Genomic DNA, 24,739 nt, shown 5'->3' on the forward strand with positions numbered 1-24,739 from the left:
AATCCGCCCGGCCCGGATTCTTTTGCGTTAGTCACTGGCAAATCGCGCGGCCATTCTTGTCACCATGGCAATTTCCGGGCGTTTCGGAAATTTCGGCTCGCGAGGGCCGACCGGTCGATTTTTCAATTTGCCGCTGCTATAGACGATGCCCGAAGGCCAAGAAAGGCCTCAAGTCGATCGTTTTCGGTCGAGAGCGCGGCAAGGACGAAGATTGAAGCGGCTCCGCCTGCATCGCGTTCTCGCTTATTGAAGTCGACCATGACGAGTTTGGATTGTCTGAAGTCATTGTGGTCGAAGAGTTTCAACCGTTCAGTAGAGGTTGTGCAACGTGTTTGGCAAAGTATCCCGTCGTCTTCTCGCAGTGTCTCTCCTTTTGGCCGTTGCCGGCTGTAACAAGACGCAAACAGGTGGCGCCATCGAAACGGGGGGCAGCGCGAGCGCCGCCACGCCGGCCGTGGTCCAGGCGGCCTGCCCGCCGGTTGGCCTCAGGGATGGCACCTCCTCCTATCGGACTTATGCGAAAGGCGCGAAAGACGATCCGAGCAAAGTCGTCTACCAAGCCTCGCTTGCCGATACGACGCGCCAGTGCGTGCAGGGCGAAGACAAGCTAACGGTGACGGTGGTCGCTCAGGGTCGCGTCGTCGCCGGTCCCGCCGGAGGACCCGGCAAGATCACGATGCCGATCCGTGTGGCTGCGACCGACGGCGAAAAGACCCTCTATTCCGAACTGACCCAATATCCGGTCGAGATTCCGGCAGGCAGCGCCACCACCCAGTTCGTTTTCACCAAGGCCGATGTCACGCTGCCGGCCGGTGCAGGCGCGGAAGCCAAGATTTTCGTCGGCTTCGACGAAGGTCCGTACCGGACGAACTAGAGCGCCGTGCGTTCAAGTGAACGCACAAAGGACGCTCTACCACTCTAGATTCTAGAGCATCTTGAGATTCTAGAGCATCTTGTCCGCTTCCGGCGGTTCCGCTTGAAAGCGGGATGCTCTAGGGGCGTGTGGACGATGTTTGCCCCTGACCCCAGCCCTCTCCGCGCAGGCGGGCAGAGGGGTGGACAGGCGGAAGACTTCGCTCGATCCCCCAACGCAAAACGCCGGGGCAAGGCCCCGACGTTGCTTTTTCCCATAAGCGCTCGCCTATTCCACCGCGACGCTCTTGCCGGCGTCCCACTTGTAGAGCGAGAAGCTCGGCGATGTGAGGTCGCCGGTTTCGCCATAAGTCAGCTTGCCGATGACGGTATCGATCTCATCGCCGGATTTGATCGCCGTCGCAACGGCATTCGGGTCGTCGACCGATCCCGCCTTCTCAATGCCCGCTTTGAGGACCTGAACCGCTGCATAGGCATTGAGAGTGAAGGCTTCGGCAGGGATGTTCTTGGCCTTGAGAGCCTCGATCACCGGAGCGGCTGCCGGATTGCGGGTTGCGTCGCTGGCATTGGTGTAGATCGTGCCGGCGGCAGCGTCGCCGCCGATCGCCCAGAACTCGGTATTGGAGAGGCCATCGCCGCCGAGAAGCTGAGCGTTGACGCCCTGGTCGCGCATCTGGCGCACGAGCAAGCCGCCTTCGGCGTGATAGCCGCCGAAGTAGACGACATCGACATTCTCGGACTTGAGGCGCGTGACGATGGCGCTGAAGTCCTTTTCGCCGGGTGTCAGGCCCTCATACACGACTTCGGTGATGCCGCCGGCGTTGATTGCGGCCTTGAATCCGTCGGCGAGACCCTTGCCGTAGGGGCCCTTGTCGTGCAGCACGGCGATGCGCTTGTCCTTGAGGTTCTTGACGACGTAGTCGGCAGCGACGACCGCCTGCTGGTCGTCGCGGCCGCAGGTGCGGAATACGTTCCAGAGCCCTCGGGTGGTGAGATCCGGCGTGGTCGCCGTCGGCGTGACCATCAGGATGCCGTTCTCAGCGAGCACATCGGACGCCGGCATCGCGGTGCCGGAAAGAACCGGGCCGACGACGTAACGCACACCTTCGCCGGCGAGCTGGTTGGAGACCGACACCGCTTGCTTCGGTTCGCCCGCGTCGTCGAGGATCTTGATGACGATCTTCTCGCCCTTGATGCCGCCGGCATTGTTGATGGCTTCGACCGCCGCTTCGGCGCCGTTCTTTACCTGCTCGCCGAAAGCCGCAACCGGGCCGGTGAGCGGAGTGATCACACCAATCGTGACGTCGGCATGGGCAAGCGGCGCGAATGCGACGCCCGCCGCCAAAGTCAATCCGGTCAATAGTGAAAGACGCATAATGTTTCCTCCTTGGAGTTACCCTTGCGGGCTTGCTTGATATGGCGCTCACGCGCGGCCCGACAACCGGGGAGATTGTCGGAGGAAAGCCATGCGGCTTCAATGCGGCATGGCGTCCTTCGCGAGTCAAAATGGACACGCGCCACTATGGTCTGAGGACTTTCCCGCTCCGACGGCCGCCGGGGCGGAAGGTCGATCGGGCTGTCTGGCCTTCGGGGGTTAGGCCGTCATGGACTCCGACCATTCGGCTAGCGCTGCGATTACGCCCGGCAGGGCGGCCATCCGCGAGATGACCGTTTCGGCGCCGGCTTCCGTCAGCTTGTCCGCATGCGTCAGAAAGGTGTGGGAGCCGCCGGTGAAGCCGACGACGCGCATGCCGGCGGCGCGGGCGCCATGGATGCCATGCACCGAGTCTTCGATGACCAGAACGCGCGACGGATCGACGCCGAATTGGGCGGCGCCGTGCAGGAAAATATCCGGCTTCGGCTTGACGCGGTCCGGTCCGAGGTCACGCGCGGAGTAGATGTGTTTGCCGAAATGGTCCTTGATGCCGACCTTGCCGAGCATCGTCGCAAGACGCTCTGAGGTGGAATTGGAGCAGATGCAATGTGGCAGCGTCAGTTGCACCAGCACCGGCTTGACCCCATCGATGATCTTGACGTCGCGCGCCAAGCGGTTGTCGAGAATGGCGTCGACCCTGTCGATCAGCGAGGCGGAGAGCGGGATGCTCGCTTCCTTCTCGATTGCCAGCAATGTGTTGTGCCACGTCATGCCGGCGAAGCGCTCGGCCATTTCTTCGACGCTGATGGGATAGCCCGCCTCGGTCAGCAATCCGGCCTCGACTTCCGAGGCGATGATTTCGGAATCGACGAGAACGCCGTCGCAATCGAAGATAATGAGGTCGATACCGGTCATTTTGCATCAGTTCCTTGGGAGAAAAGTCGCGGCTGACAGGGAGAAGTCTGGCGCGGGAAACGGTCCCGAGACGTTTATACGATGGCAGATCAAAGCTCAACCTATGGAAATCGCCAGAACGGCGCCGCGCTCTGCTCGACAGGTCCCGGTCGCGACTCTATCTGTAGCCCATGAGCAAGGAACGCGACGACACGCTTGCAAGCCGAATCAGCCGGGCACTCGCCGAAAGGATCATCTCCGGCGCCCTGCCGCCGGGCGAGCGGCTAAGGCAGGATCATGTCGCCGAGGAATTCGGCGCCAGCCACGTGCCGGTTCGTGAGGCTTTCCGCCGGCTCGAAGCACAGGGTCTGGCCGTCAGCGAGCCGCGCCGCGGCGTGCGCGTCGCAGCCTTCGATTTGAAGGAGGTGCGCGAGGTGGCTGAGATGCGCGCAGCACTGGAGGTGCTGGCGCTCCGCCATGCCATACCTCACCTGACGCCGGCAATTCTCGACAGAGCCGAGGCCGCGACGGCCGCCGCCGACAGTTCTCGCGACGTGCGCTCCTGGGAGGCGGCAAACCGCGCTTTCCATCGCTTGATTCTCGAGCCCTGCGCCATGCCTCGCCTGCTCGCCGCAATCGATGATCTCCATGCGGCAAGCGCTCGTTTTCTTTTTTCCGCCTGGCGCTCAAGCTGGGAGGCGCGCACCGATCACGACCATCGTGCCATTCTGGCGGCTCTTCGTCATGGACGGGGTGAGGAGGCTGCGGCCATTCTCGAGCGTCACGTCGGCTGGATCGGCAGGACGCCGGTGAAGACGTCAGGCGGTGAAATCCGCGAGGCATTTTCGATTATCGGCTAGTTTCCGGCCGCGCACCGCACTGATCGCCATTTTCCTCGACGACCGTTCGCTTGCGCCGCGGGCTTCACATTTGCCTCGACTGTTTTTTCAGATGTTTCCGCCTTGATCTGTACCCTTCTGCCCGCTATCGGATAATTATAGATAGTTTTTTGAATTATCTATAATTTTGCTCGTTAGGAGGATCGATGTCAGATTTCGTTTCCGTTCAATCACCCGGCTTCGACCCGCTGCGTCTTGACGAAAGGACATGGACGTTGAAGGCGCTGTTTGTGATCGCGGGCACAGGGTTTCTCGCGCTGTCTTCGCAGATCAGCGTGCCGATGGTGCCTGTGCCGATAACCATGCAGACTTTCGCCGTGACGATGATCGGCGTGCTCTACGGTTGGCGCCTCGGCGTCCTCACCATTCTTGTCTGGTTGGCGGAAGGCATGGCCGGCCTGCCGGTGTTGGCCAATGGTGCCGGCGGTGTTGCCCATTTTGCCGGGCCGACGGCGGGCTATCTCGTCTCGTTCCCGCTGGTCGGCGGCCTTGCCGGCTGGCTGGCCGCCCGCGGCTGGACGGGCGACCGGGTGGTGCTGAGTTTCGCTGCGCATTTCTCGGCCAATATGCTGTGCCTAGTCGTCGGCGCGGCGTGGCTTGCGACAGTGATCGGCGCCGAAAAGGCCATCATGCTGGGTGCGGCGCCCTTCGTGCTCGGCGCAGTCCTGAAATCGGCATTGGCGGCCGCGGTCCTCAAGGCGGTGCAGAACTGCGTCCGCAAATCGGTGGACGCGCTATGACAATCCGGTTGCGCGGGCACCATCTCCTGTGCCTGCTGACCTTCGTGGGCGAGGGCTACACGCCCTCGTTCACCCGCAACTATCTCCGGATCGCGCAGCGTCTTTCTGCTGGCGAGGCGATCGAGATCATCGACGGGCCCGACGATATTTGCGCTCCGATGCTGGGCTTGCCGGAAGCCCATTGTTGCAACGAAAACATTCGTGATCGTGACAATCGGGCGCTTGCCGCCGTTGCGGACCTGCTCGGATTTTCGCTTGGAGTTGGCTCGATGCTCGTTCTCGACGCCAGCCGCCTCGATGCCTTGCGCGCTGCTTTCGCGCGTGACTCCATTCGCGCCGCCTGCGACGAATGCGAATGGTCCGCATTGTGCACGCGCATTGCCGTCGAGGGGTTCAGAGGTGCGCTGGTCGACGCGGGCGCCTCGGCGACACCTCGGTGCGACTAACGCGGAAAAAGTTCCAGGAACGCCTTTTCGCCTGCATGGCTGAAGCGAATGGCGCGGCTGTTCTGCTCGCGCTTGGCCCAACCCCTATCGATGAAGAGCGTCAGCAATGCCTCGCCGAGCGAGCCGGCAAGATGCGATCGGCGTTCGCTCCAGTCGAGGCAGGTGCGGCAGATCGGCCGGCGTGATTTCTTAAGGGCGGCATAGTCGATGCCGATAGCCTCGATGCGGATCCGCCCGGCATCGGTCAGAGCCAGATCATCGTCGCCCGTGACCTCGATTTGACGAGCGGCGATCAGGCTGTCCAGCATGCGCACGCCATAATCGCCGGCGAGGTGGTTGTAGCAGATACGCGCTTTCCGGAGCGCCGGATCTCTCGGTCCCGGCTGGTGGCGCGTCAGGCCGCGGCTCGCGGCAAAGCCCATGAGGCTTTCGAGCATCAGCCCGACCTCATCCTCGCTCAACGCGTAGTAGCGGTGACGGCCCTGCTTGCGCTGCGTCAGCAATCCGCCAGCTTCCAGCTTGGCAAGATGCGAACTCGCCGTCTGCAGCGTGACGCCGGCATGAGCGGCCAGCTCCGTCGACGTCAGCGCTCGTCCGCCCATCAAGGCGGTCAGCATGTTGGCGCGCGCGGGATCGCCGATCAGTGATCCGATGAGGGTGATGTCTGGACCTTCCTTCATACTTCGATGGTAATCGAAGCATTCCGGATGGGCAAGCAGGCATAATGGGCACCGATCAAAAAAGGAGAAGCCCGTGATCACCTGTTTCATCCGCTATGAGATCGATCCTTTCCGCAAGGACGATTTCGCCGCCTACGCCCGCAATTGGGGCGAGGCCATTCCGCGCTGCGGCGCCGACCTCATCGGCTATTTCAGCCCGCACGAAGGTTCGGCGACGACGGCGTACGGCGTCTATAACATCGAAAGTCTCGCTGCCTACGAGGCCTATCGGGCTCGCCTCGCCGCCGATCCGCTCGGGCGCGAGAACTATGAATTTGCCCGGCGAGAGCGCTTCATCTTCAAAGAGGATCGTATCTTTTTGAAGAATGTTTCGCTGCCGCACGGAAAGGTATGACACGATGATCGCCGTCATTTTCGAAGTTCTGCCTGCAAAAGGGGAGCGCGACACCTACCTCGGGATCGCCGCCGATCTGCGTCCCTCGCTGGACGGGATTGACGGCTTTATTTCCATCGAACGCTTCCAAAGCCTTGCCGATCCGAACAAGTTGCTGTCGCTTTCCTTCTGGCGCGACGAGGAGGCGGTAAAGGCGTGGCGCAACGGTGCCGAGCATCGCGCGGCGCAGGAGGCGGGACGCCGAGGCGTCTTCGCCGATTATCGCTTGAGGATCGCTGCCGTCGTCAGAGACTACGGTCTCAACGATCGCCGCGAAACACCTGACGACAGCCGCCAATGGCACGACGAAACCCGCGCCGGCTGAGATGGCGCGGCGAACGGCTACGTTGAAAGGCAAAATGCGTGCTCAAATAGGGGTTGCCAAAGTGCCCTGAGCTACCGTTCTCAGACCGGTGAGACTTTTTCCGGACGGCCTTCAGGCTTTGGTAACCATCTTCGGTAACCATAGTGCTATAGTCATCCCGAGTAAGCGTATTTGCGAGTTGCCAATGTCTTCAGTTGTTTCGCTTGCCGAAATCTCCCGTGCCGCCCGTCCGTTGAACTGGCTCGACAGCATCATCAAGGGAGATTGCGTGGCCGCGCTGAACGCGCTTCCCGATAATTCGGTCGATGTCGTTTTCGCCGACCCACCTTACAATCTCCAACTCGGCGGTATGCTGCACCGGCCGGACCAGTCGCTGGTCGATGCCGTCGACGATGATTGGGACCAGTTCGCCTCCTTCGAGGCCTATGATGCCTTTACTCGCGCCTGGCTGCTTGCCTGCCGCCGCGTTCTGAAGCCGAGCGGCACGCTCTGGGTGATCGGCTCCTATCACAACATCTTCCGGGTCGGCGCGATCCTCCAGGACCTGCATTTCTGGATCCTGAACGACATCATCTGGCGCAAGACCAATCCGATGCCGAATTTCAAGGGTCGCCGCTTCCAGAACGCGCATGAGACGCTGATCTGGGCGACGCCGAATGCGAAGGCCAAGGGCTACACCTTCAACTACGAAGCCATGAAGGCGGCGAACGACGACGTGCAGATGCGGTCCGACTGGCTGTTCCCGATCTGCTCCGGTTCGGAGCGCTTGAAGGGCGACGATGGCAAGAAGGTGCATCCGACCCAAAAGCCGGAAACCTTGCTCGCCCGCATCCTGATGGCCTCGACCAGGCCGGGCGACGTGGTGCTTGATCCGTTCTTCGGCTCAGGCACTACCGGCGCCGTCGCCAAGCGCCTCGGCCGCCACTTCGTCGGCATCGAGCGCGAACAGGACTATATCGACGCCGCCGCCGAACGGATCGCCGCGGTCGAGCCGCTCGGCAAGGCGACGCTCTCGGTCATGACCGGCAAGAAGGCGGAACCGCGCGTCGCTTTCAACACGCTGATCGAAAGCGGCCTCATCAAGCCTGGCACGGTATTGACGGACGCAAAGCGCCGCTATAGCGCCATCGTGCGCGCCGACGGCACGCTCGCGTCCGGCGGCGAGGCTGGCTCCATTCATCGCCTCGGCGCGAAAGTCCAGGGTCTTGACGCCTGCAACGGATGGACATTCTGGCATTTCGAAGAGGGGAATACCTTGAAACCCATCGACGAACTCAGGTCCGTCATTCGAAATGACCTGGCAAAACTGAACTGATCAACCAGTTCCGCTTAGGTCTTCGAAAAGCGCTCCGCCCGGTTTTTGTACCTTCAGTCCCGGAAGGAGAGCTTTAAACGCCCGGAATCCGCGAGGATTCCGGGCGTTTGTATTCGAGATGTAGATGAATGGAAAAGCCCACCGCAAGAGCGGTGAGGCTCTGGATCCAAAGGCCTGAGCGGGTTACAGAAAGAAGTCGTCAACCCGCAGGGTGGAAACGCCGTTTACCTTGATCTGAAAATCGGCGTAACCATCACCGTTGACGTCGCCCGAGATCACCCCGGAGCGGAAATTCAACTCGCCCGCCTCGCCGGTGAAGGCGTGGCTGCCGATATAGGTGAAGCTCTGATTTCCGCTCCAGGTCACGTCGGCGTCGATCGTCGAAAGGTCGATTACGTCGTATTCCGATCGATGGAAATCGGTGATCACATCGCGCCTGCTACCGACCGCCGTCTCGGTGATCGAATTGAAGTCGAAATTATCGGCACCGGTGCCACCCGTCAGGTAATCGAAGCCAGCGCCGCCGCGCAGGATATCGGCGCCGGAGCCGCCATAGAGACTATCCGCACCGCTGCCGCCGTCGAGGAAATCATTGCCGCCGAGGCCGTCGAGAATGTCGTTGCCGCCGAGCCCGCGCAACACATTGGCGACGGAACTGCCGGTAATGTCGTCATGGCCGTAGTTCGTTCCGGTCGCGTTCTCGATGCTGATCAGGTCCTCGCGCCGGCCCGTGCCGGTGGTCGCATATTTGTAGCCAAGGTCGATCGTCACGCCCTTGCCGCGCTCCGAGCTCCAGTCGTCCTGCAACTGATAGCTGATCGTATCGATGCCGGTGCCGCCGTTGAAATAGTTCTTGAAGCCGACCGAGAGGAAGGTGTCGTTGCCGCTCTCGCCATAGTAATCGCTGGCGTAGGTTTCGATCTCGAAGCGGTCATTGCCGCTGCCGCCGTAAACGAGATCATACGAGCTTGCGTCGCGGGCGCGCGCATCGGCGATATAGAGATCGTCACCTGCGCCCATATAGATATCATTGCCGCCTTCGAAGTAGTTCACGACAACATCGTTGCCGTATCCCGCGTCGACAAAGTTGTATCCGCCGTAGCTGTCGGTCCTGTTCAAATAGATGCTGTCATTGCCGTCATAGGCATAGATTTCCACCGCCACATAGCCGTTCTGCTTGATGATGTCGGCGTAGTTCGTACCGTAGATGCGCGTGACCATTGCTCGGCCTTTCAGCGAAGGTGTTGAATTCTAATGCTGATCATGGAGCGGCGAAGCTGAATGGCCGGTGAACCGATTGCGGCGTTTTCGTGAATTCGAAGACCGTTCGGTGTCGGAAATCCTGGACGCTGCGCGGCGGAGAGATCTCAGGAGTGAACGCCGTAGGCTGCCAGGTCGACCCTCAGTTTCTGCGGATCGGTGAAATGGACTGCTTGCCATCCGGCAGCCTTCGCACCCTCCACATTTGCCATGCTGTCGTCGATGAAGAGCGTCGCTTCGGGAATGAGGTCGAATGTCTTCGCATGGGCACTGTAGATTGCGACGTCGGGCTTGATGAGGCCCACATCGCCGGAGACCGTAACCCCGCGCGGCAGCGTCAGGAACGGATAGAGCTGCTGTGCTTCGCGAAACGTGTCGGAGGCGAAGTTCGTCAGCATCGTCACGTCGCGGCCGTCGGTGATCAGGCTCTCCATGATCGAAACCGTCCCGACATAGGCGTGCGGCACCATTTCGTGCCAGTGCCGGCGGAAGGCGCGGATATGCTCCTCCCGTTCCGGATGGTTCTGGATCAGCAGGGCTTCGGCCTCTTTCCAGGAGCGGCCGCGATCCTGCTCTACGTTCCAGTCTTGGGTGCAAACATTGGCGAAAAACCAATTGCGCTCCGCTTCGTCCGGAATGATGCGGCAATAGGGGAGATGCGGGTCATAGTGGATCAGCACCTTGCCGATGTCGAACACGATGTGACGGATGTCGATGCTGCTCATTATCAATTCCCGAACGATAACAACCGAGCGACGTGGACGAAAAGCCGCCTCGTTTTCTTCTGCGCGGTGCTCGCTTTACCCGGTTTTGAACGCATGCGGTATAGCCTGGGCAATTGCCTTTTTCATGACAGTCGGAAGCGCCTGCGCCTTGAGCGACGCCATCGGTTCCCACCATCCGTTGGCAGCGGTGACTGCGTGCGCGACATTGGCGCGGTAGACGGAAAGGCGCAACTCGAAATGTGTGAAGATGTGGGTTATCGCTCCGCAGGGCTCCCAGGGTGCGGCAAAAGGCTGCGCCTCGATCGAGGTTTCGCCGTCGCGCCTGGCGGTCCAGTCGGTGCCGGGCACTTCCGTCATGCCACCGAGCAGGCCCGTTTCGGCACGCTTCTGCAGGTAGACGGCATTGGAGCTGTCGATCGCAACGAAGGCGGCGCCGCGGCGGAGCGGTTTTTCCCTCTTCACCCCCTTTCGCGGGAATGTCTCGGGGTCGGCCGTCGCAAGCGCCAGACAGTTCGCCCGGAACGGACAGAGCGAGCAGGCCGGGCGCTTCGGCGTGCAGATCGTTGCCCCGAGGTCCATCATGGCTTGCGCGAAGTCACCCGGCCGGTCGGCCGGCGTAAGGTCGGAGACCAGCGCCCGCATCTCCGGCTTGGCAGCAGGCAGCGGCGTCTCGATCGCAAACAGGCGGGAAATGACACGTTCGACATTGCCGTCGAGAACGGCGCTTCGACGGTTGAACGCGATCGCTGCCAGCGCGGCGGCTGTGTAGTCGCCGATGCCCGGAAGCGCTCTTAGCCCTTCCTCACGATCCGGAAAACGTCCGCCATGATCGCGCGCCACCGCTTCGGCGCATTTCTTCAGGTTACGTGCGCGGGCATAATAACCGAGGCCGGCCCAGGCCTTCATGACGTCCTCGGTTTCGGCGGCGGCGAGGTCTTCAACCGTCGGCCACAACGTCAGAAATTTCTCGAAATAGGCCTTGACCGCCTGGACGGTAGTCTGCTGCAGCATCACTTCGGACAGCCAGACATGGTAGGGATCGGGAGTTGCGCCATTTCGCGCCATGGGCGGCGAGACCCGCCACGGCAGTTCGCGGTGGTGGCGATCGTACCAGTTGAGCAGACGGTCGGCGGCGTCCATCGCTATTAAGGTGTTGCGCATCATTTGCCGGGCAGTCCTTTTCCGGCCTATACTTGGCGGACGCCAGCTTGAGCTGCAAGGCTCAATAGGAGTTGCAAACAGAAAGTCGTTCCGGTGAATCAAGCAAAGGCCCGAAAGGGCGTCGTCCAGATCAGCGAGGTCGCCAACGGCCTGATCGATCCGGTGCTGGCGAAGCGTGCAGGCATCAACACGATGCTGCTCGGGTCGTGGGACGAGATTGCCGGGGAGGAATTTGCCGATTGCACCCGGCCCGAAAAAATCGCCTGGCCACGGCGAGCCTCCGAAATCGGAGGCGAAGGCGGCTACCAGCCGGGCGTCCTGACCATCGCCTGCGAGGGGGCACGGGCGCTTTTCCTGACCCACGCACAAGGTGAACTGATCCAGCGCATCAACGGCTTCTTCGGTTTTTACGCAATCGGCCAGGTGCGCATCGTCCAGAAACCGGTGGCCGCACCGCCCAAGCCCCATCGTCGGCCGCGCCTACTGGTGGGCGAGGCGGCTCGTCGGCTCGAAACCATGATGGAAGGCATCGAGAGCGAGGCCCTTAAGACGGCGCTGAAACGGCTTGGCACCGCAGTGCTTTCGCCGCGCAGGAAATAAGGGCGACCATCAGGCGGTCACAATTCTTTGACTTCAGTTGAAGCACCACCCCTTGTCGTCCCGCACACGGCAAGTTATCGAAATCACACTTCAATTTTCCCTCATAGAACACGGGTCCTGTCATGTCCGCTTCCGAAATGAGCCTCCCGAAACGCCTGCTGAGCGGTGTTGCCGTTGCAGCGATTGCCCTGGTGCTCGCAGCTTGCAGCGACGAGAAGAAGGAGACGGCTTCCAAGGCGCCGAGCGAGATAACGGCAAGCGCTGACGCAACGACCACCGCATCCACGACGGCGACGCCCGCCGCCTCCGAAGCGAAACCCGCCGGCACCGAAGTAGCGCAGGCGGCCGCTCCGGCCGCTAAGGCCGACCTCCCGCAGTCGGAAGGCACCGTCGATGTGGCGAAACTCATGGAACCGGGGCCGCTGCCGGAAATGGCGGTGGGCGAAGCCAACGCGCCGGTGACGATCGTCGAATACATGTCGATGACCTGCCCGCACTGCGCCAACTTCCACAACAAGACCTTCGATGCCATCAAGGCGAAATATATCGACAGCGGCAAGGTGCGCTTCATTGTGCGCGAATTCCCCTTCGATCCGCGCGCGGCAGCCGCCTTCATGCTGGCGCGCTGCGCGCCAGAGGGCCAGTATTTCCCGATGATCTCCATGCTCTTCAAGCAGCAGGAACAATGGGCCGCTGCACAGAATGGCCGCGACGCGCTCTTGCAGATGTCGAAACTCGCGGGTTTTACACAGGAGAGCTTCGAGGCCTGCTTGACGAACCAAAAACTTCTGGATGATGTGAATGCAGTAATGCAGAGGGGCGCCAAGGAGTTCGGGGTGAAATCGACGCCGACCTTCTTCGTTAATGGTGAGCACTATTCGGGAGACATGTCGGTTGACGTTATGTCGGCCCTCATCGACAGCAAGCTCTGATCCTTCGCTTTTCCTGACAACGGGCGACGGCAGCAGCCGTGCGCCCGTTTTTTTCGTTCCGGAGTCTTCCTCTGCCGTCCTGAGCAATAGGAGACATACACTGCAGCCGGTGAGGTCTCGACATGCCTCACGGTGATGTTTCGCTGAAAACCCGGATTAACGGCTGCATCGTCGATTTTGCTTGTGCGGAGCATCGCCTGATAGTCGAAGTCGACGGGTCGCAGCATGCGAGACCGGGCAATCTCGACCACGATCGGCAGCGCACCCTAGGTCTAGAGGCGGATGGCTGGACGGTCTTGCGTTTCTGGAATGACGATGTGCTGCGCGACGTCGACGATGTATGCGAGCATATCGTGCGGGGTGATCGGGAAGGGGGCGTTCGAGTGATGCCTTCGCAGGTTACCCCCCTCTGCCCTGCCGGGCATCTCCCCCACAAGGGGAGAGATCAGCAAGCGGCGATGCCCCGCCCGGCCACTTATCTTTCGCCTCGACCGAGGGACGTCGTGCTTTCGGCAATTGCCATGTTGTCTTTGGGCAGATTCGTGCTTCCGGCCGATCTCCCCCCTTGCGGGGGAGATGCCCGGCAGGGCAGAGGGGGGTATCGGTCTCTCCCCCCAGCGTGCCGCCCATGAAGTTCAACAAGCTTCGCCTGCTCGGCTTCAAATCCTTCGTTGAGCCGACGGAATTCATCATCGAGCGCGGTCTGACGGGGGTGGTCGGGCCGAACGGCTGCGGCAAGTCGAACCTCGTCGAGGCGCTGCGCTGGGTGATGGGCGAGAACTCCTACAAGAACATGCGCGCCTCCGGCATGGACGACGTGATCTTTTCCGGATCGGGCAACCGGCCGGCGCGCAACACGGCGGAAGTCGGCCTCTATCTCGACAACGGCGATCGAACGGCGCCCGCAGCCTTCAACGACAGTGACGAAATCCAGGTGACGCGCCGGATCGAGCGCGAGCAGGGTTCGCTCTACCGCATCAACGGCAAGGAAGCGCGCGCCAAGGATGTCCAATTGCTGTTCGCCGACGCCTCTACCGGCGCGCGCTCGCCGTCGATGGTCGGCCAAGGCCGGATCGGCGAGCTGATTGCCGCCAAGCCGCAGGCGCGCCGGCAACTGCTCGAAGAAGCCGCCGGCATTTCCGGCCTGCACTCGCGCCGTCACGAGGCAGAACTTCGGCTTAGGGCGGCCGAAACCAATCTCGAACGCCTGGATGACGTGACCTCCCAGCTCGAAAGCCAGATCGAAAGCCTTAAGCGACAGTCACGCCAGGCCAATCGCTTCAAGATGCTGTCGGCCGATATCCGTCGGCACGAGGCAATTCTTTTCCACATCCGCTGGGTGCAGGCCAAGGAGGCAGAAGCCGAGGCGACCAGCCAATTGAACCAGATTACCGCGCATGTTGCCGAGAAGGCGCAGGCGCAGATGGAGGCCGCCAAGGCCCAGGCAATTGCCAGCCTCAAGCTTCCGGAATTGCGCGAGAATGAAGCAAAATTCGCAGCCGCTTTGCAGCGCCTTCAGATCGCCCGCTCGCAACTCGAGGAGGATGCGAGCCGGATCCTGCGGCGGCGCGACGAACTGCAGCGCCGGCTGGCGCAACTTGCCGAAGATATTGCGCGCGAAGAACGGCTCGTGACGGAAAATGCCCACATTCTCGCCCGCCTCGATGAGGAAGAAGCGGAGCTGCGGGACGTTCTGGCGGAGGCGGACGACCGCGCCGCGGCGGCGCGCGACAGGCTGGATGAGACGAACGACAAACTCTCGGCGAGCGAAGCCGACCTTGCCCGGCTGACAGCCGAGCGCGCCGAAGCGCAAGCCGCACGCAATCAGATCGAAAGAACGTTGCGCGACCTCTCCGACCGGCAGGCGCGCCTTCTTCGCCAGCTCGCGGATCAGGCACGCGATCTCGACGATCTCGATCGCCAGATGGCCACACTCCCCGATCCGCACGAAAAGCGGGGCCAGGTGGAGGTTGCGGAAGCCGCGCTGGAGGAGGCCGAAGCTGCCGTTGTCATGGTTGAAGAGGCGCTCGCGGCCGCCCGGGCGGACGAAGCTGCCGCCCGCCCGCCGGTCGATCAGGCGCGCGCGAGGCTGAACGGCATCGAAACCGAGGCACGCACGATCCGCCGGATGCTGGAAGCCGCCGGGGCCAGCGCCTATCCGGCGGTGGTTGAAGAGATGAAGGTCGAACGCGGCTTCGAGACGGCGCTCGGTGCGGTCCTTGGCGACGATCTCGATTCGCCCTTGGAACAGGCGGCGCCCTCGCATTGGCGGATGCCCGGCGATCACGCGAACGATCCGGCGCTGCCGATAGGTGCCACGCCTTTGATCGGCTATGTGCACGGGCCGGAGGCGCTAAGAAGAACTCTAACTCAGATCGGCATCGTGGAAAACGAAGCGCAGGCCGAGCGCCTGCTGCCGCTCCTTATGACCGGGCAGCGCCTGGTGACGAAGGAAGGCGCGGTCTGGCGGTGGGATGGTCACGTGACCGGATCGGAGGCGCCGAGCGCGGCGGCGCTGCGGCTTGCCCAGAAGAACCGCCTTTCGGAGCTCGAAGGCGAAGCGGACGATGCAACGGAGGCCCTGCGGCGGGCCGAGGCGGAGCTTGCAACCGCCGGTGCGCGCATTCGCACCGACGACGAGCGGCTTCGACTTTCGCGCGACGCCCAGCGGATGATCTCCAAACAGCTCGCCGACGCTCGCGACGCATTGGCAGTCGCTGAACGTGCCTCGGGCGATCTCGCTCGCCGTCGCGCGGTGCTCGCCGAGACGAAGCTTCAGGTGGAAGGGCAGGTTGAAGAGGTCGCCGAGCAGATCGAAGCCGCGAATGATGCCCTTGCCGGTCAGGCGGATCTTTCGGAAGTCGATCTGCGACTGCGCAGCCAGACGGCCGAAGTCGCGACCGACCGCGCGGCCGTTGCCGAAGCGCGCGCTGCCCATGACGGTCTTGCCCGCGAAAACGAGGCGCGCCTTCGCCGGCTTTCGGCGATTGCCGGTGAGCGGGAAACCTGGAGGGCGCGGGCCGCGAGCGCCGACGAGCACATCGCCACATTGCGCGATCGCGAGGCGGAAGCGCGCGATGAAGTCGAGGAGCTGATCGATGCTCCCGACGAGTTCGAGGACAAGCGCCGTAGCCTAATGAACGAATTGCAGAAGGTGGAGGCGTCGCGCCGGCAGGCAGCCGACATTCTTGCAGAAGCGGAGAGCCGCCAGCGTGAAGCCGATCGCCTTGCTGCGACGGCGCTTTCGGAACTTGCGGAAGCGCGTGAAAAGCGCGGCCGGGCCGAGGAACGGCTCGTTTCGGCCCGTGAGCGCCGCGTCGAGATCGAGGCCCGTATCCTTGAGGCGCTTTCCTGCGCACCCCATGAGGTGATGCGGCTGACTGGCCTTGCCGTCGATGAGGTATTGCCTGAAATGCGCGGCGTCGAGCGCGAGCTTGAGCGGCTGAAGGTCGAGCGGGAACGGCTGGGCGCCGTCAACCTGCGCGCCGACGAAGAGCAGAAGGAGCTTGCCGAACGCCTTGCGGCGCTGCTGAAGGAGCGCGACGACGTGATCGAGGCCATCCGCAAGCTGCGCAGCGCCATCCAGAATCTCAACCGCGAGGGCCGCGAACGATTGATTGCGGCGTTCGACGTGGTCAATGGCCAGTTCCAGCGGCTCTTTACGCATCTCTTCGGCGGCGGCACCGCGGAACTGCAATTGATCGAGAGCGACGATCCACTGGAAGCCGGCCTCGAAATTCTCGCCCGGCCGCCCGGCAAGAAACCGCAGACGATGACACTGCTCTCGGGCGGTGAGCAGGCGCTGACGGCAATGGCCCTGATCTTCGCCGTCTTCCTGACCAATCCGGCGCCGATCTGCGTGCTCGACGAAGTCGACGCGCCGCTCGACGATCATAATGTCGAGCGCTATTGCAACCTGATGGACGAGATGGCGGCATCGACCGAAACGCGGTTCATCATCATCACCCACAATCCGATCACCATGGCCCGCATGAACCGCCTGTTCGGCGTCACCATGGCCGAGCAGGGCGTCTCGCAGCTCGTCTCTGTCGACCTGCAAACGGCCGAGCGGTTGCGCGAAGCCGTCTGAGACTTCCGTGGATTTCGCTCGCTGACTCTAAAATTGATGCACTGCAGCAAAAATCTTGGCCAAGTGCATTTTCAGCCCGAAACATATACTGTAGACCGTCAGAAAAGCTGTTTCTGGGTGGAGAACAGGCATGACGAAATGGGTATATACCTTCGGCGGAGGCAAGGCCGAGGGGCGCGCCGAAGAGCGCAACAGGCTCGGGGGAAAGGGCGCGAACCTGGCGGAGATGTGCAATCTCGGCTTGCCGGTTCCGCCCGGCCTGACGATCGTCACGGATGCCTGCAACAGCTATTTCGAGAATGGCAAGACCATGCCCAAGGGCCTGCGCGAGCAGGTACGCGAGGGCATTGCCCGAACGGAGGAGATCACCGGCCGCGTCTTCGGCGATACCGCGCATCCGCTCCTCCTCTCCGTTCGCTCCGGTGCCCGCGCCTCGATGCCCGGAATGATGGACACCGTTCTGAACCTCGGCCTCAACGATCAGTCGGTTCATGCCCTCGGACATGATGCCGGCGATGCGCGCTTCGCCTGGGACAGCTACCGGCGCTTCATCCAGATGTATGGCGATGTAGTCATGGGGGTCGACCATGAGATCTTCGAGGAGATCCTGGAAGACGAAAAGGGGCGTCTTGGTCACGAGCAGGATACGGAGCTTTCGGCCGTCGAATGGCAGCACGTCATAACGCGCTACAAGGAGGCGATCGAGGAGGTGCTTGGCGAGCCCTTTCCGCAGGACCCCGAGGTCCAGCTCTGGGGCGCCATCGGCGCCGTCTTTTCGAGCTGGATGAACCCGCGCGCGATCACCTACCGCCATCTCCACGCCATACCGGCCGGCTGGGGCACTGCAGTCAACGTCCAGGCCATGGTGTTCGGCAATCTCGGCAATTCGTCCGCGACCGGCGTCGCCTTCACGCGCAATCCCTCGACCGGTGAGAAGGAACTCTACGGAGAGTTCCTGGTCAACGCGCAGGGGGAGGACGTGGTGGCGGGCATCCGCACGCCGCAGAATATCACCGAGGCTTCCCGCATCGCTTCGGGCTCTGACAAGCCGTCGCTGGAAAAGCTGATGCCGGAGGCTTTTGCCGAATTTGAGGCGATCTGCAACGCCCTCGAACGGCACTACCGCGATATGCAGGACCTCGAATTCACGATCGAACGCGGCAAGCTGTGGATGCTGCAGACGCGCTCCGGCAAGCGCACTGCCAAGGCGGCGCTGAAAATCGCCGTCGACATGGCCGAGGAGGGGCTGATCTCAAAGGAAGAGGCCGTGGCGCGCATTGACCCCGCTTCGCTCGACCAGCTCCTGCACCCAACGATCGATCCGCATGCGCGCCGCGATATCATCGGCTCCGGACTGCCCGCCTCGCCGGGTGCTGCGACGGGCGAGATGGTTTTTACCTCCGAGGAGGCGGTCCAGGCCGACAAGGAGGGCCGCAAGGTCATTCTGGTCCGCATCGAAACGAGCCCTGAGGATATCCACGGTATGCACGCCGCGGAGGGAATTCTGACGACGCGCGGCGGCATGACGAGCCACGCCGCCGTCGTTGCGCGCGGCATGGGCACGCCTTGCGTTTCGGGTGCCGGCAACATCCGCGTCGACCCGCGCAACGAGCTGCTGATTGCCGCAAGCGTGACGCTGAAGAAGGGCGACGTCATCACCATCGATGGATCGTCCGGCCAGGTGCTGAAAGGCGAGATCCCGATGCTCCAGCCGGAGCTTTCCGGCGATTTCGGCAAGATCATGCAATGGGCCGATCAGAGCCGTCGGATGACGGTGCGCACCAACGCTGAGACCCCGGCCGATGCGCGTGCGGCACGCTCCTTCGGTGCCGAAGGCATAGGCCTCTGCCGCACCGAGCACATGTTCTTCGAGGACGACCGCATCAATGTGATGCGCGAGATGATCCTGGCCGAAGACCAAGAAGGCCGGCGGGTGGCGCTTGCTAAGCTTCTGCCGATGCAGCGCTCAGACTTCGTCGAACTCTTCTCGATCATGCACGGGCTGCCGGTGACGATCCGGCTGCTTGACCCGCCGCTGCACGAGTTCCTGCCGAAGACCGACGAGGAAATCGCCGAAGTCGCCGGCGTCCTGTCGCTCGACCCAGCGCATCTGCGCGAGCGGGTGGACGCGCTACACGAATTCAACCCGATGCTTGGGCATCGCGGTTGCCGCCTGGCGATCTCCTATCCGGAAATTGCCGAAATGCAGGCCCGTGCCATTTTCGAGGCCGCGGTCGAGGCGGCACAGAAGACCGGTGCTCCTGTGGTCCCCGAGATCATGGTGCCGCTCGTGGGTCTGCGCTCCGAGCTCGATTACGTCAAGGAACGGATAGACGCGGTTGCCAAGGATGTGATCGGAGAGGCGGGCATCGGCATCGACTATCTGATCGGCACGATGATCGAGCTGCCGCGGGCGGCCCTGCGGGCCGGCGTGATCGCCGAGGCGGCCGACTTCTTCTCCTTCGGCACCAATGACTTGACGCAGACCACCTTCGGCATCTCGCGTGACGATGCCGCCCAGTTTCTCGCCACCTATCAGCAGAAGGGCATCATCGAACAGGACCCCTTCGTGTCGCTCGATTTCGAAGGCGTCGGCGAGTTGATCCAGATTGCAGCAGAGCGTGGACGCCGCACCAAGAATGGGCTGAAGCTCGGCATTTGCGGCGAGCATGGCGGCGATCCCGCCTCGATCCGCTTCTGCGAGGAGGCGGGGCTCGACTACGTTTCCTGTTCGCCATTCCGGGTGCCGATCGCCCGGCTGGCGGCTGCACAGGCGTCGATCAACGGCAGCAGCAAGGAGCAGGCGTTGGCGGCAAGTTGATGACTGCCGACGCACATTGTCAGACGACGATCGGTGGTCCCGCCCGCTTGAGTCCCGCGCGTCTTTTTCAGACGCACAAAGATCGCTGTAGCACTTTGAATCGCTGCATGTTTTTATCCTTAAATCGGTTCTGATTTAAGGATACATGCACTAGATCACGATGATTTTAGGTCGGATCGAACTAAAATCATGAACATGATCGAGTCTAATAATTTAGCGCGGGATGCGGGCGGAAAACCGCGCACACTTTTCCTCATCCCGCGCTATCGGTTCTGTGTGACGATCACCCGCCGCTCGACGACGACCGGCCGGTTCCAGCCCCACAACATCAAGTCGTTACTGTAGCGCAGGCTGCGCCGCTCGGCGCGACGGTCGAGTTCGATCCGCTGCAGGCAGGTGGCAAAGGCGTCGGTGCCCCGTCGGAAGCCGTAGGAGGCACAGGTGTTCGCGTCTGCGGCGCGACGCTCCTCGGGCGTCATCGTCTGGCACGCGGCGAGCAGCAGCCCTGCGGCTGCGAGCGGCAGCAGTCTCATGGTCATCATCGTCATCATCACCTCCTGATCGACGCGCGCAGTGCGCGGCGGTACTGCAGCGTCAACCCGCCATCGGCGGATGACGAGCGAACAGATCCTCCTGACAGAGGTCGGCCGCAAACCGGGCAGTCATATCCACTGCTGAATGAGGGAAAATGATCGTGGCCTCGCGTTCTCTGCGCGATGAGGCTGCAAACAAGAGGGAGCGACGCATAACGTTGGATCCGCAGGGCGCGATTCAATCCGATGGAATATCATGCGCCGGTTGCACGCGACTGGTCAATCGCCGCCGACAGCGCCGTGCGTCTTTTCAGACGCACAAAGATCGCTGTAGCACTTTGAATTTCTGCATGTTTCTCTTAAATCGGCCCCGATTCAAGGAAACCTGCATAGCAACGTGTCAGATCTGCTCCAGCACGCCGACGAAGGCTTCCGCAAAGCTCTTGAGGTCGGCCGTTCGCTCGCTCGGCTGCTCCACGCGAATTGTGCTTCCATCCCCATCGAGGCAGACGAACAGGATCATCGGCGCCTTGTCTTCGGTTTCACCGTAACGAATGGCGGCGATCGTCAGACAATCTTCAATGAGACCGGAGGCCGGCAGAGCGAAGAGGAATTCGCCGCCGACATCGTCCGCCACCGTGCGGATGAAAGCCGCAAAATCCTCTTTGTTTCCGGAAAAGTGGTCGAGAGAAAGTTCCAGCTCGAGCAGCGCCATCGGAATGGCCGCTTCGCCAGTCTGAGGCGGAGGGGCGGGGACGGCAATTTCCATGGTTGTTTCCGATGCGACCATGATGTTTCTCCGTTGCTTGCCGCGCGTTTGTTACAGCGCCGTGCATCTTTCAGAGGCACAAAGGTCGCTGCAACACTTTGACCTGCTGCATGGCTTTATTCTTAAATCGGTTCCGATTTAAGGAACCATGCAGTGGCTTTCGATGCCGGCCAAATGCCTCCAGTTCACTTCCCCGGTCCCGAAACAGCCGGCCGGAAATATCATGTCCAATAGCTTGTTAACGAGAATGGCGAATTTGCGGCGCCTATGCAACCGCATAGTGTTTGTTCGGATGGCCAGAGCATTTCTGTTCCCAGGGCATCGGCCATGGTCTAAGAAAGCGAGGTCTGTTCCGCCTGGGATTGATTCCGTTATATGATTGTTCGCTACGAGCGTCCCTATTCCCATGCTGCCCATTGGGCGCGCCGTTTGGCCCGCATCGCCTTTGCGATCTTCGTGCTGTCGGTACTGGCGCATCGTTTCGGTCCCCTGACGACCCCGCATTTTCTGGCGCTGGCGTCGCTATCCGGCGCCTTTGCCTTGATCGGCCTGCTGCTGGCGGCCATCGGCCTCACGCGTCTGTGGCAGGTGGCGGCGGTCGGCGGCATCGCTTCGATCTCGGCTATCGCCTATGCGGCGCTTCCGCTCGGCTTTCTCGGCTATGGAGCCGTGCAGTATCTGATGCGGCCGGCTATCTACGATATCAGCACCGACACGGTGACGCCGCCGCCTTGGATCAAGGTGCCCGAGGCGGAAAGGAGTTGGCTGAAACGCAACCCGACCGTTACGCCGCAGGATCGCGAGGCGCGGATCGCCGCTTATCCGGGGCTCACCGGCCGGCGCTATGATGGCGCACTCGACCGCGTGTTTCAGGGCGTCCGCAAGGTCGTCGATGAAACGCGCGTCGGCACGACGGCGGAACTCGGGACCGAAAACGCGCGGGCCAACCTTGAGGATCTGGCGGTGCGGTCTGGCGCGGGTGCGGATGCGAATAGCGAGCCGGATGTCATTCCGGTGCCGGCCTGGCGGCCCGCGCCGGGGCTCGATGGCGGCATACCGGGACGCCGCTCGGGCGATGTCGTGCTGCAGGGCGAATGGCGCACTTTGATCGTCGGCTTCCGCTTCGACGTGCTGATCAGGCTGCGCGAGGAGGCGGAGACCACCCTTGTCGATCTGCGGGTGGCCTCGCGCTACGGGCCGCATGACCTCGGCATGGGCGCTCAGTTCGCGGAAGAATTTTTGCGGGCTCTCGATGCAGAACTGCTGGGGATAGCCGGCGATTGATCGCGGCCCTTCATCCGGCGCCGCCGGGCATCAGGCGATAATCGCCGAGAAGCGAGGGCGGTCCATCGGTCTCGACGCGGCCCTGCTCGATCAGGTCTTCCATGTGGGCAAGGACTGAGAGCTCTGCCGCCCCGTGAAGCCGCGGATCGGTCGAAGCATAGATCACCTTCACCATATCCGGGATCTTCCGGTCGCCGGCGCTGATGCGTTCGAGTACGGCGCGCTCGCGCATCTTGCGATGCGCCCTGAGCCCGCGCAGGAACGAGCCGGGCTCGGTAACCGGGCCGCCATGGCCGGGCAGATAGAGCCGGTCGTCGCGCCCGAGGAGCTTTTCGAGCGAAGCCATATAGTCGGCCATGGCGCCATCCGGCGGCGCGACGATGGTCGTCGCCCAGGCCATCACGTGGTCGGCGGAAAAGAGGATGCCCGTGTGATCAAGCGCAAAGGCCATGTGGTTAGCCGTGTGTCCCGGCGTGGCAAGCGCCGTAAGTCTCCAGCCATCGCCTTCGACCTTTGCGCCGTCCGAGAGGGCGACGTCGGGGGCAAATTCCATATCCGAGCTTTCGGCGAAGGGATTGGTTTCGCCCTGGTGCAAGGGCCGGGCGCCCCGATGCGGACCTTCACCAATGATCAGCGCCCCTGTCGCAGCCTTGAGGCGGCGGGCGAGTGGCGAATGGTCGCGATGCGTATGGCTGACGGCGATATGGGTCACCTCGCGACCTTCAAGCGCTGTCATCAGCGCGTTGAAATGCGCGGCATCCTCCGGCCCCGGATCGATGACCACGACGGAGCGGCGGCCGACGATATAGGTATTGGTGCCGTGGAAGGTGAAGGGACCGGGGTTGTTGACGGTAATGCGCTGCACGTCCTCTGCAACCGCCACCGCCTGGCCGTGGGCCGGCTTGAAATCGAGATCGAACTCCGGGCCTTGCATGCGTCTCTTCCTGGCTTTCACTTGTATTCGATCTCGATGAAGGACATCGGCTCGCTGCCCGCATTGACGACATTATGCGCGACGCCCGCGTCGCGCCGGTAAGCGATGCCCTTTGCGACATCGACCCTGCGGCTGCCGCCTTCCTCTTCCACCAGGAACTGGCAGTCCGTCATCGGCACGACGACATAGCCGAGCCCGTGAACGTGGTGCCCCGTATCGGCGCCAGGCTCGAAATCCCAACGGATGATGCGCACGACGGTGTCGTCGAGCAGAACGGTTGGAACGGCAGGCGGGCGGGCGCGAAACGGGCTCATCAAGGTCTCCATTTGCGGCGACAATAGGCCAAAGGATCGAAGGAGGAAACGGGCCTAGGTACAGGATCGTTAGCCATTGCGGCCTTTGGGCGAATGAGCGGATGCCGTGTGGAAGGAAGGTAGGCAGTAACAAATTTGCGCGCAACGCGAAGTTAAGCATTGTGACGGCGCACGAGCTTTGCTAATCAGGCGCTCGATTTGGCGAGGTAATTTCTCGCCAGCTCCGTTGGGGCGTAGCCAAGCGGTAAGGCAGCGGTTTTTGGTACCGCCATTCCCTGGTTCGAATCCAGGCGCCCCAGCCACATTCGATCAAAATACCTTCGAAGCGACAAAAAACGCCGACTTTCGCCGGCGGATTTCTGACGATGTTTGGTCGGTTGGTTTCACTCCGCCTTCGCGCCACCCAAGAACTCTTCGCACCAGCTCGGGCCGTTTGCGCGTTTGCGGTCGCCGGCGATGCGGATTGAGCGGATGACGTAGTCGGAGGAGACGGTGAGTTGGACGGCGCAGCTCAGATATTCCGTACGGGCGGCGGAAATGCGCTTGCCGCGTTTGCCGTCGGCGGTTTTTTCGTATTCGGCCGGGATCTTGCGGGTCTTGTAGCCGCCCTTCCAGCTATAGATGGTGTCGCTTCCGGCTTCGACGTCGGAAATCGGCGGGCCGTATTGGGCGAAGAAGGTGCCGGCGGGCTGGCCCAGCCAGCGGGCCTCGACCGCGTTTCTCGTCACCCCTGTAGTCGTCGTACAGCCGGCAAGGACCAGCGCAAGGCCGGCCACCGTCATCATGCGGAAGTTCATATCTCTGTCCCTTTGGTGCTTGTCCTGAAATCTGCAGCGCGGAAGGCCGGAATCCCCCGGTTTTCCAAGCGATCCGTTGAGCCTCTAACGTCAAAAGGAAGGAAAGAAAATCGGCTCCCGGCGTTCCGATTCAGGAAAATCCGAAGCGTTGCAGAAACGCCCTATTTTGGCGCGCGGCGGCGGGTGTGGACAGGCGTTCCTTCGGTCGAATTTTGGTGGTGCGGGCATTCTTTTTTGAGCTAGGCGCTTGTGAAATCGAAAATGCTGTTCTATAGAGGCGCCGCTGGTCACGGAGTGTAGCGCAGTCTGGTAGCGCACCACGTTCGGGACGTGGGGGTCGAGTGTTCGAATCACTCCACTCCGACCAGCTTACAACCTCCCGAAATCATCGAATTATCAGCGTTTTTCGCGTCGTAGGTTTGGCGTCGACGCTACGTCTTACCAACAGAAACGACTCTATCGGCGGCATTTCCTCCTGAACTCGTTTGATAAGGTCGTCGCCGGTATAACCGAAGCGCGTTGCATGTGGCGGCGGGCGA

23 protein-coding genes, 2 tRNA genes and 1 pseudogene are annotated in these 24,739 nt (G+C 62.0%); 15 read left to right on the forward strand and 11 right to left on the reverse strand.

Going from position 1 to position 24,739, the window contains the following annotated elements; all coding sequences use genetic code 11:
- Positions 1-328: 328 nt before the first annotated feature.
- Positions 329-874, forward strand: coding sequence for a hypothetical protein (locus PYH37_RS15700; protein ID WP_280735842.1), 546 nt, complete (start codon positions 329-331; stop codon positions 872-874).
- A gap of 267 nt (positions 875-1,141) precedes the next feature.
- Here the strand turns inward: PYH37_RS15700 and PYH37_RS15705 are convergent, their stop codons facing one another.
- Both PYH37_RS15705 and PYH37_RS15710 read right to left on the reverse strand, forming a co-directional pair.
- Positions 1,142-2,248, reverse strand: a complete 1,107-nt coding sequence (locus PYH37_RS15705) for a branched-chain amino acid ABC transporter substrate-binding protein (protein WP_280735843.1) — start codon at positions 2,246-2,248, stop codon at positions 1,142-1,144.
- A 219-nt stretch (positions 2,249-2,467) separates the two neighbouring features.
- Positions 2,468-3,163 (reverse strand): HAD family hydrolase, encoded by a 696-nt coding sequence (locus tag PYH37_RS15710; RefSeq protein WP_280735844.1) that lies wholly within the window; start codon positions 3,161-3,163, stop codon positions 2,468-2,470.
- Positions 3,164-3,333: 170 nt separating this feature from the next.
- Here PYH37_RS15710 and PYH37_RS15715 point away from each other — a divergent pair, with 170 nt between their 5' ends.
- The 3 genes from PYH37_RS15715 (at position 3,334) to PYH37_RS15725 (ending at position 5,227) form a co-directional block, all read left to right on the forward strand.
- Entirely contained in the window at positions 3,334-4,002 is a 669-nt protein-coding gene (locus tag PYH37_RS15715; RefSeq protein WP_280735845.1) for a GntR family transcriptional regulator, read from the forward strand.
- 185 nt (positions 4,003-4,187) lie between these two features.
- A complete protein-coding gene (locus tag PYH37_RS15720; protein ID WP_280735846.1) occupies positions 4,188-4,781 on the forward strand; it encodes a biotin transporter BioY in 594 nt (197 codons plus the stop codon).
- On the forward strand, positions 4,778-5,227 hold the full coding sequence (locus PYH37_RS15725; RefSeq protein WP_280735847.1) for a DUF1284 domain-containing protein: 450 nt from the start codon (positions 4,778-4,780) through the stop codon (positions 5,225-5,227). The genes PYH37_RS15720 and PYH37_RS15725 overlap by 4 nt, the downstream gene beginning before the upstream one ends.
- Here PYH37_RS15725 and PYH37_RS15730 read toward each other — a convergent pair.
- A complete protein-coding gene (locus PYH37_RS15730; RefSeq protein ID WP_280735848.1) occupies positions 5,224-5,907 on the reverse strand; it encodes an ArsR/SmtB family transcription factor in 684 nt (227 codons plus the stop codon). The two genes, PYH37_RS15725 and PYH37_RS15730, sit on opposite strands and share 4 nt — an antisense overlap.
- 73 nt (positions 5,908-5,980) lie before the next feature.
- On the opposite strand from PYH37_RS15730, the gene PYH37_RS15735 reads away from it, so the two are divergent.
- The 3 genes from PYH37_RS15735 to PYH37_RS15745 all read left to right on the forward strand — a co-directional run bounded on the left by PYH37_RS15735 (position 5,981) and on the right by PYH37_RS15745 (position 7,980).
- Complete coding sequence (locus tag PYH37_RS15735) at positions 5,981-6,301, forward strand: NIPSNAP family protein (protein ID WP_280735849.1); 321 nt, start codon at positions 5,981-5,983, stop codon at positions 6,299-6,301.
- Positions 6,302-6,305: 4 nt separating this feature from the next.
- Positions 6,306-6,665 (forward strand): antibiotic biosynthesis monooxygenase family protein, encoded by a 360-nt coding sequence (locus PYH37_RS15740; protein ID WP_280735850.1) that lies wholly within the window; start codon positions 6,306-6,308, stop codon positions 6,663-6,665.
- Between the two features lie 184 nt (positions 6,666-6,849).
- Positions 6,850-7,980: a site-specific DNA-methyltransferase gene (locus PYH37_RS15745; RefSeq protein WP_280735851.1), complete on the forward strand. Its 1,131-nt coding sequence runs from the start codon at positions 6,850-6,852 to the stop codon at positions 7,978-7,980.
- A gap of 183 nt (positions 7,981-8,163) precedes the next feature.
- On the opposite strand, the gene PYH37_RS15750 is transcribed toward PYH37_RS15745, so the two are convergent.
- From PYH37_RS15750 to mutY, 3 genes are all read right to left on the reverse strand, one after another.
- A complete protein-coding gene (locus PYH37_RS15750; RefSeq protein WP_280735852.1) occupies positions 8,164-9,201 on the reverse strand; it encodes a calcium-binding protein in 1,038 nt (345 codons plus the stop codon).
- A gap of 146 nt (positions 9,202-9,347) precedes the next feature.
- Entirely contained in the window at positions 9,348-9,965 is a 618-nt protein-coding gene (locus tag PYH37_RS15755; protein WP_280735853.1) for an HAD family hydrolase, read from the reverse strand.
- Between the two features lie 75 nt (positions 9,966-10,040).
- A complete protein-coding gene (gene mutY, locus PYH37_RS15760) occupies positions 10,041-11,129 on the reverse strand; it encodes an A/G-specific adenine glycosylase (RefSeq protein WP_280735854.1) in 1,089 nt (362 codons plus the stop codon).
- A gap of 90 nt (positions 11,130-11,219) precedes the next feature.
- Between mutY and PYH37_RS15765 the strand changes: the two genes are divergently transcribed.
- The 5 genes and pseudogenes from PYH37_RS15765 (at position 11,220) to ppdK (ending at position 19,569) form a co-directional block, all read left to right on the forward strand.
- The gene (locus PYH37_RS15765; RefSeq protein ID WP_280735855.1) at positions 11,220-11,726 is read left to right on the forward strand and encodes a DUF721 domain-containing protein; all 507 of its coding nucleotides are present in this window, start codon (positions 11,220-11,222) and stop codon (positions 11,724-11,726) included.
- Between the two features lie 122 nt (positions 11,727-11,848).
- Positions 11,849-12,658, forward strand: a complete 810-nt coding sequence (locus tag PYH37_RS15770; RefSeq protein WP_280735856.1) for a DsbA family protein — start codon at positions 11,849-11,851, stop codon at positions 12,656-12,658.
- Between the two features lie 155 nt (positions 12,659-12,813).
- Positions 12,814-13,045, forward strand: a pseudogene (locus PYH37_RS32445) (endonuclease domain-containing protein); the annotation flags it as partial.
- 241 nt (positions 13,046-13,286) lie between these two features.
- Positions 13,287-16,748 carry a chromosome segregation SMC family protein gene (locus PYH37_RS15780; RefSeq protein WP_280735858.1) on the forward strand — a complete coding sequence of 1,154 codons (3,462 nt, stop codon included), beginning with the start codon at positions 13,287-13,289 and terminating at the stop codon, positions 16,746-16,748.
- Positions 16,749-16,878: 130 nt separating this feature from the next.
- A complete protein-coding gene (gene ppdK / locus PYH37_RS15785; RefSeq protein ID WP_280735859.1) occupies positions 16,879-19,569 on the forward strand; it encodes a pyruvate, phosphate dikinase in 2,691 nt (896 codons plus the stop codon).
- Between the two features lie 263 nt (positions 19,570-19,832).
- Here the strand turns inward: ppdK and PYH37_RS15790 are convergent, their stop codons facing one another.
- Both PYH37_RS15790 and PYH37_RS15795 read right to left on the reverse strand, forming a co-directional pair.
- Entirely contained in the window at positions 19,833-20,117 is a 285-nt protein-coding gene (locus PYH37_RS15790) for a hypothetical protein (RefSeq protein WP_280736062.1), read from the reverse strand.
- Positions 20,118-20,502: 385 nt separating this feature from the next.
- Positions 20,503-20,892 (reverse strand): hypothetical protein, encoded by a 390-nt coding sequence (locus tag PYH37_RS15795; protein WP_342394668.1) that lies wholly within the window; start codon positions 20,890-20,892, stop codon positions 20,503-20,505.
- Positions 20,893-21,246: 354 nt separating this feature from the next.
- Between PYH37_RS15795 and PYH37_RS15800 the strand changes: the two genes are divergently transcribed.
- Positions 21,247-22,155, forward strand: a complete 909-nt coding sequence (locus PYH37_RS15800) for a DUF1499 domain-containing protein (protein ID WP_280735861.1) — start codon at positions 21,247-21,249, stop codon at positions 22,153-22,155.
- 10 nt (positions 22,156-22,165) lie between these two features.
- On the opposite strand, the gene PYH37_RS15805 is transcribed toward PYH37_RS15800, so the two are convergent.
- Together PYH37_RS15805 and PYH37_RS15810 are read right to left on the reverse strand one after the other, a co-directional pair.
- Positions 22,166-23,089 carry an MBL fold metallo-hydrolase gene (locus PYH37_RS15805; protein ID WP_280735862.1) on the reverse strand — a complete coding sequence of 308 codons (924 nt, stop codon included), beginning with the start codon at positions 23,087-23,089 and terminating at the stop codon, positions 22,166-22,168.
- Between the two features lie 17 nt (positions 23,090-23,106).
- Positions 23,107-23,403, reverse strand: a complete 297-nt coding sequence (locus tag PYH37_RS15810) for a cupin domain-containing protein (RefSeq protein WP_280735863.1) — start codon at positions 23,401-23,403, stop codon at positions 23,107-23,109.
- A gap of 227 nt (positions 23,404-23,630) precedes the next feature.
- Here PYH37_RS15810 and PYH37_RS15815 point away from each other — a divergent pair.
- A tRNA-Gln gene (locus PYH37_RS15815) sits at positions 23,631-23,705 on the forward strand.
- Positions 23,706-23,786: 81 nt separating this feature from the next.
- Here PYH37_RS15815 and PYH37_RS15820 read toward each other — a convergent pair.
- On the reverse strand, positions 23,787-24,200 hold the full coding sequence (locus PYH37_RS15820; RefSeq protein ID WP_280735864.1) for a hypothetical protein: 414 nt from the start codon (positions 24,198-24,200) through the stop codon (positions 23,787-23,789).
- A gap of 290 nt (positions 24,201-24,490) precedes the next feature.
- Between PYH37_RS15820 and PYH37_RS15825 the strand changes: the two genes are divergently transcribed.
- Positions 24,491-24,567: transfer RNA gene (locus PYH37_RS15825), tRNA-Pro, on the forward strand.
- Positions 24,568-24,739: the final 172 nt, after the last annotated feature.

Source organism: Sinorhizobium numidicum, from assembly GCF_029892045.1.
Taxonomy (GTDB): Bacteria; Pseudomonadota; Alphaproteobacteria; order Rhizobiales; family Rhizobiaceae; genus Sinorhizobium; species Sinorhizobium numidicum.